5 protein-coding genes are annotated in these 6,235 nt (G+C 68.9%); all 5 read right to left on the bottom strand.

Going from position 1 to position 6,235, the window contains the following annotated elements; genetic code table 11:
* Positions 1–585: anti-sigma regulatory factor (locus DUGA2_RS29250; protein ID WP_141753416.1), on the bottom strand; the 585-nt coding region annotated here is incomplete at its 3' end.
* Positions 573–1,040 (bottom strand): anti-sigma regulatory factor, encoded by a 468-nt coding sequence (locus DUGA2_RS29245; RefSeq protein WP_210402605.1) that lies wholly within the window; start codon positions 1,038–1,040, stop codon positions 573–575. The genes DUGA2_RS29245 and DUGA2_RS29250, both read right to left, overlap by 13 nt.
* Positions 1,037–1,396, bottom strand: a complete 360-nt coding sequence (locus tag DUGA2_RS29240) for an STAS domain-containing protein (RefSeq protein WP_008447609.1) — start codon at positions 1,394–1,396, stop codon at positions 1,037–1,039. Before DUGA2_RS29240 ends, DUGA2_RS29245 begins: the two co-directional genes overlap by 4 nt.
* A 7-nt stretch (positions 1,397–1,403) precedes the next feature.
* Positions 1,404–2,267 (bottom strand): STAS domain-containing protein, encoded by an 864-nt coding sequence (locus DUGA2_RS29235; protein WP_070272872.1) that lies wholly within the window; start codon positions 2,265–2,267, stop codon positions 1,404–1,406.
* A gap of 124 nt (positions 2,268–2,391) precedes the next feature.
* Complete coding sequence (locus tag DUGA2_RS29230; protein WP_070272871.1) at positions 2,392–6,132, bottom strand: ATP-binding protein; 3,741 nt, start codon at positions 6,130–6,132, stop codon at positions 2,392–2,394.
* Positions 6,133–6,235: the final 103 nt, after the last annotated feature.

Genomic DNA, 6,235 nt, shown 5'->3' with positions numbered 1-6,235 from the left:
CGCCGTNGNCGCCTTGGCCGCCTCCGGCCCATGGCCCAGGCCGTCCACCATCAGCAAGGTCAGCGTATGGCGCTGGCGCGCCACGGCCCAGGCGTCGCCGCTGGCCGTCTCGCCCGCCAGCGGCAGGCAGACCGCGCCGGTCTGCAGCGGCGCGGCCGGCGCCCCGGCGTCCCACAGCCGCGCGAAGAACACCGCGCCCTTGCCGCGCGGCGCATACACATCGAACTCGTCGGCCAGGCGCTTGAGCGCGCCCAGCCCGGTGCCGGCGGTGCCGGCGCTGGAGACGCCGTCGCGCAGCGCCAGGCCCACGTTCGCGATGCCGGGGCCGCGGTCGTAACCGAGCACTTCGATGCCGTTGGCCTCGCCGCTGTGCACCACCGACAGCGCCAGGCGGCCCTCGCCGGCGTGCTTGAGCATGTTGGTGGCGAGCTCGGTGATGATGATGGCCAGCTGGCCGGCGCGGGTGTCGTCAAAGCCCAGTTGCTGCGCCAGCCGCTGCCCCAGACGGCGGGCGGCGGCGATATCGCTGGTATGGGTGATCGCCACCCAGTGCGGTTCTTCCAGCGAATTGATTATTTTTTCCATTTGGTGATCGCTACTGCCGTACCCTCTCCGCTGCGTGAATCGATATCGAACTCGTCGACCAGGCGCTTGGCGCCGCCCAGTCCCAACCCCAGCCCGCCGCCGCTGGTGTAGCCGTCGCGCAGCGCCTGGGCGATGTCGGCGATGCCGGGGCCGTCGTCGGCGAACACCAGCCGCAGGCCGTGCCGCACGCCGTCCGACAGCGTCTGCGCCAGCACCATGCCGCCGCCGCCGTACTTGATGGTGTTGCGCGCCAGCTCGCTGGCGGCCGTCACCAGCTTGGTCTGCTCGACCAGGCTCAGCTTCATCTCCAGCGCGTGCTCGCGCACCACCTTGCGCACGCCGACCACGTGTTCGTCGGTGCGCAGCGGCAGCGTGCTGCTGTGCTGGACCCTGCCGCCGCCGTCGAGCAGGCGCGACGTAAACCGCACCGCGAAGGGTGCACTCGCATTGCTCATCTCAGATAGCTCTTTCCGAGCAGCGTCATGCCTTTCTCGACGTTGAGGGCGGTTTTCACGCCCGGCAGTGTCAGGCCGAGCTCGACCAGCGTGATCGCCACCGCCGGCTGCATGCCGACCAGCACGGTCTGGGCGTCGAGCACGCGCGCCATCGCCGCCGTGTTGCTGATCATGCGGCCGATGAAGGAGTCGACGAGGTCCAGCGCCGAGATGTCGATCAGCACGCCCTTGGCGTTGTCGCGCACGATGCGCTCGGTCAGGTCGTCCTGCAGCGTCATCGCCAGGCGGTCATGCATGTCGACCTGGATCGTCACCAGCAGCAGGTCGCCGATGCGCAAGATAGGGATGCGTTCCATAGGCGGCTCAGGCGGCGGTGCGGGTCACGCTGGCGCCGACGCGGGCCAGCGCCACCATGAAGGCGTCCGCCAGCGTGGCCTTCGTGACCACGTCCTCCAGGTTGACGCCCAGGTGCACGATGGTTTGCGCGATCTGCGGGCGGATGCCGCTGATGATGCAGTCGGCGCCCATCAGGCGGGCGGCGGCGATGGTCTTCATCAGATGCTGGGCCACCAGCGTGTCGACGGTCGGCACGCCGGTGATGTCGATGATGGCGATCGCGGCGCCGGTCTCAACGATCTTCTCCAGCAGGCTCTCCATCACCACCTGGGTGCGCGCGCTGTCGAGCGTGCCGATCAGCGGCAGCGCCAGGATGTCCTGCCACAGCTTGACCACCGGGGTCGACAGCTCCAGCAGTTCCTGCTGCTGGCGCACGATGATCTGGTCGCGGCTCTTCTGGAACACTTCCACCGTGAACAGGCCCAGCTTGTCGAGCAGCGTGCTCACGCTCCACAGCGCCTCGGCCAGCAGGTCGGGCTCGGCGCCCAGCGACTGGCGCAGGCTGGTAAACAGCGATTGCTTCAGGGAGAACACGAACATCGCCGTCTCGCTCGGGGTCGAGCCCTGGCGGGCGCGCTGGGTCGAGATCTCGGTCAGCTGGTCGCGCACCTCGTCGAAGGCGCGGCCGTCGATGCTGTCGAAGCCGCCGTTGAGCGTGGCGTTCGGCAGCAGCGCCAGAAACTGGCTGCAATGCCGGCGCAACTGTTCCTCGGACGCGGCGTCGCTGCGGAAGGACAGGCCTTGCAGCTGCGCTATCCACTCAGCCTGGATCTCGGCCTGGTGTTGCTGGATCAGCGTGCCGATGCGGCGGGCGTTATCGTTCGAGCTCATCAAATCCCCATTTTCAAAAAGTAAAAGTTAAAATAACGTAAATTGCTGAACAGCATAACAGGTGCAGCCGCTTTTTTTGTAGGAGCACGCCTATACGACGCAAGTATTTTTACTGCAAGTCACTTTATTCGCCGACAACTGTGCGCAGCATGGCGTCCAGCCGCGCCAGATCGATGGGCTTGGTCAGGTGATGGTCGAAGCCGGCCTCCATGGCGCGCCGGCGGTCGGCGTCCTGGCCGTAGCCGGTGACGGCGAACAGGCGCAGGTCGCCGCTGCCGCGCGCGACCTGCTGGCGCAGGCGCACCGCCAGCTCGTAGCCGTCCATGCCGGGCAGGCCGATATCGAGCAGGCAGATGTCCGGCCGCAGCAGCGGCGCCAGTTCCAGCGCGGCCGGCGCGCTGAACACCACCTGCACCGAGTGGCCCATCAGCTCCAGCGCCTCGCCCAGCGCGCGGGCGGCGTCCTCGTTGTCGTCGACCACCATGACGCGCAGTGCGCCGCCCGGCGTCGCGCTGGCGTCGCCGGCCGGCGGCGCCGCCGCGGCCGGCTCGTGCGCCCCCAGCTCCAGCACGGGGAGGTGCATGGTAAAGGTGCTGCCGCGGCCGATGCCCTCGCTGTGCGCCTGCAGCCGGCCGCCGTGCAGCGCCACCATGCTCTTGGCGATGGTCAGCCCCAGTCCCAGCCCGCCCTGCGAACGGCTCAGCGCCTGGCGCTCCTGCACGAACAGGTCGAACACCGAGCCCAGGATGTCCGACGAGATGCCGATGCCGTTGTCGCATACCTGCACCGCCACCTCGTCGCCATCGCGCCAGGCGCGCACGCTCAGGCGGCCCTCCTGCTCGGTGTACTTGGCGGCGTTGGTCAGCAGGTTGGCCACCACCTGCGCGCAGCGGGTCGGATCGGCCATCACCGCCAGGCCGCTGGCCGGCACGTCCAGCTCCAGCACGTGGCGTTTCTGTTCGATCAGCGGACTGGCCGTCTCGATCGCGCGCGCCACCACCTCGGCCATCTGCACCGGCTGGCGGCGCAGCTGGATCTTGCCCTCGGCCACCCGCGAGACATCGAGCAGATCGTCGACCAGCGCCACCAGGTGCCTGGTCTGGCGCTCGATCACGGCGCGCTCCTTGACCGCGTAGTCGCCGCCGCGCAGCTGCATCAGCTGCAGCGCGGTGACGATGGGCGCCAGCGGGTTGCGCAGCTCGTGGCCCAGCATGGCCAGGAACTCGTCCTTGGCGCGGCTGGCCTGCTCCGCGGCGCGCTTGGCGTTGGCCAGTTCGGTCACTTCGAACACCACCACCGCCACGCCTTCCGGCTGGCCGGCGTCGTCCAGCAAGGGCTGGTAGACGAAATCGAAATAGCAGTCGGTCAGCTGCGCCGGCTGGCCGCGCAGCAGCCGCACCAGCATCGAACGGCCGACATACGGCCGGGCGGTCTGCAGCACGCCGTCCAGCAATTCGTAGATGCCCTGCCCCGCCAGCTCCGGCATCGCGGCGCGGATCGGCAGGCCCGCCAGCGGACGCTGTCCGACCAGTTGCTGGTAATACGCGTTGGCCTGTTCGAACACATGCTGCGGCCCGCGCAGGATGGCGATGGCGACCGGCGCCTGGCTGAAAATGCTCTGCGTGCGCCGCGCCACCGCCTGCTCCACCGTGCGCGCCTGCTGGCGCTGCCACAGCAGATCGATGCGGGTGGCCAGTTCGCGGCCGGAGAACGGCTTGACCAGATAGTCGTCGGCGCCGGCCTGCAAGCCTTCCAGCCGCGCCTCTTCGCCGGCGCGCGCCGACAGCAGGATGAACGGCATGCCGCGCACGGCGGGATTGGCGCGCACCGCCGCCAGCAAGCCGAAGCCGTCCAGCTGCGGCATCATCACGTCGGACAGGATCATGTCCGGCGCTTGTCGTTCCAACGCCGCCAGCGCTTCAACGCCGTTGGTGCGCACTTCGACCTGCCACTCGCCCTCCAGCAGCCGCTGCAGGTAGTCGCGCATGTCGGCGTTGTCGTCGACGATCAGCAGGCGGCCGCGCCGCGCCGGCCCGCCCGATGCGGCCGCCGCCGCGCGCGGCGCAGACGCCGGCTGCATCCAGCCTTCGACTTCGGCCAGGTAGGCGCGCGTGGCCTGCGGCGGCGCCGGCGCCGGCTCCTCCTCGCCGATCTGCGCCGGGTCCAGGTGCGCCGTGCCGAGCGGGATGGCGACACAGAACTCGGTGCCGCGATCGAGTTCGCTACGCACGACGATTTCGCCGCCATGCAGCGTCACCAGGTCGTTGACCAGCGCCAGGCCGATGCCCGAGCCTTCGTGCGTGCGCGAGCGGGCCCCTTCGACCCGGTGGAAACGCTCGAACAACCGCGGCACCTGGTCGGGCGCGATGCCGGTGCCGCTGTCGGCCACGCACAGGCGCGCCTGCTGCCCGACGCCGCGCAGGCTGACGCGGATTTCGCCTTCGAAGGTGAACTTGAACGCATTCGACAACAGGTTGAGGACGATTTTTTCCCACATGGTCCGGTCCACATACACGCTCGCGGCCAGCGGCGGGCAATCGACCGTCAGCCGCATGCCGGCGCCCTCCACCGCCGAACGGAAGCTGCTGGCCAGGTCGGACGTGAGCGCCGCCAGGTCGGTCGGCACGAAATGGGCGTGGGCGCGGCCCGCCTGCACGCGCGAGAAATCGAGCAGCGTGTTGACCAGTTTCTGCAGGCGCAAGCCGTTGCGGTGCATCAGTTGCAGGCGCTCGCGCTGCGCCGGCGGCAGCGGCTGGCCGACGTCGTCCAGCGCTTCCTCCAGCGGCCCGAGCAGCAACGTCAGCGGGGTGCGGAATTCGTGGCTGACATTGCTGAAGAACTGGGTCTTGGCCTGGTCCAGTTCGGCCAGGGCGAGCACGCGCAGGCGTTCGCCCTCGCTGGCGCGCGCCTGCTGGATGGCATTGCCGGCCTGCGTAGCGATCAGCTGGAAAAAGCTGCGGTAATCGTCGTCGAGCCTGCGCGCCGCGCTCACGCCCAGCACCAGCGCACCGATGGCCGCCTGCTGGCCGGCGCCGGCGCCGGCCAGCGGCAGCACCAGCGCCCGGCGCAGCGCCTGGTTGGCCAGCCCCTGCGGCAAGCCCGCGACCTGGTCCAGCGCCACCTCGCGGCCGACACCGTCGGAGATGACCGCCCCGAGCGGAAAATGCGCGGCGTCGATGCCGGCGTGCGTGGCCTGCACCAGTTGCACCGGGCCGCCGTCGGGATCGGCCAGGTACAGCTGCGCAAACGGCAGATCGTCCGGGTTGCCGGCCAGCGCGGCGACGGCGCTGGCGCAGGCGTCGAGCACGGTCTTTTCCTGCAGCGAGCGGCTGCTCAGGTCCGACAGCGTGCGCAGCCGCCGCGCGTTCAGGTGCTTGGCCGTGACGTCCAGGCTGGGACAGAACAGGCCGGCCACCCGCCCGGATTCGTCGCGCACAGGGCTGTACGAAAACGAGTAAAACATCTCTTCGAGAAAATCGGCGCGGCGCAGGAACAGACGCACGTCGTCGGCCAGCGTGGCCTGGCCGTGCTGCAACACGCGGTCCACCAGCGGCCCGCAATAGTCCCAGATCTCGGCCCAGACCTCGGCCACCGGCCGGCCCAGCGCCCAGGGGTGCTTGGCCCCGGTGAGTACGTTGATATAGGCGTCGTTGTATAAAAACGTCGCCTGCTCCCCCCAGCTCATCCACATCGGCTGCGGCGAACTGAGCATCAGACTGACCACCGCCTTCAGGCTCGGCGACCAGGCGGCGATCGGGCCGAGCGGCGTTTGCGACCAGTCGTAGGCCTGGATCTGCGCGCCCAGCACACCGGGGGCCGTCAGGAAGTCGGGGACAGACAGCAGGGGACCGGACTGTTGATTCATCGTGAACGCCTAGGTAAATTACTTAATGACAATGTTGAAGCGTATCATTGTTGGGATTTCGACGGAGTCTGTTTGACTTCGGCCGCGCCATCCCCATCTAATA

Source organism: Duganella sp. HH101 (assembly GCF_001758795.1).
Taxonomy (GTDB): domain Bacteria; phylum Pseudomonadota; class Gammaproteobacteria; order Burkholderiales; family Burkholderiaceae_D; genus Rugamonas; species Rugamonas rivuli.
The sequence above is the reverse complement of the archived record's forward strand: the minus strand, read 5'-3'. Positions and strand labels throughout refer to the sequence as shown.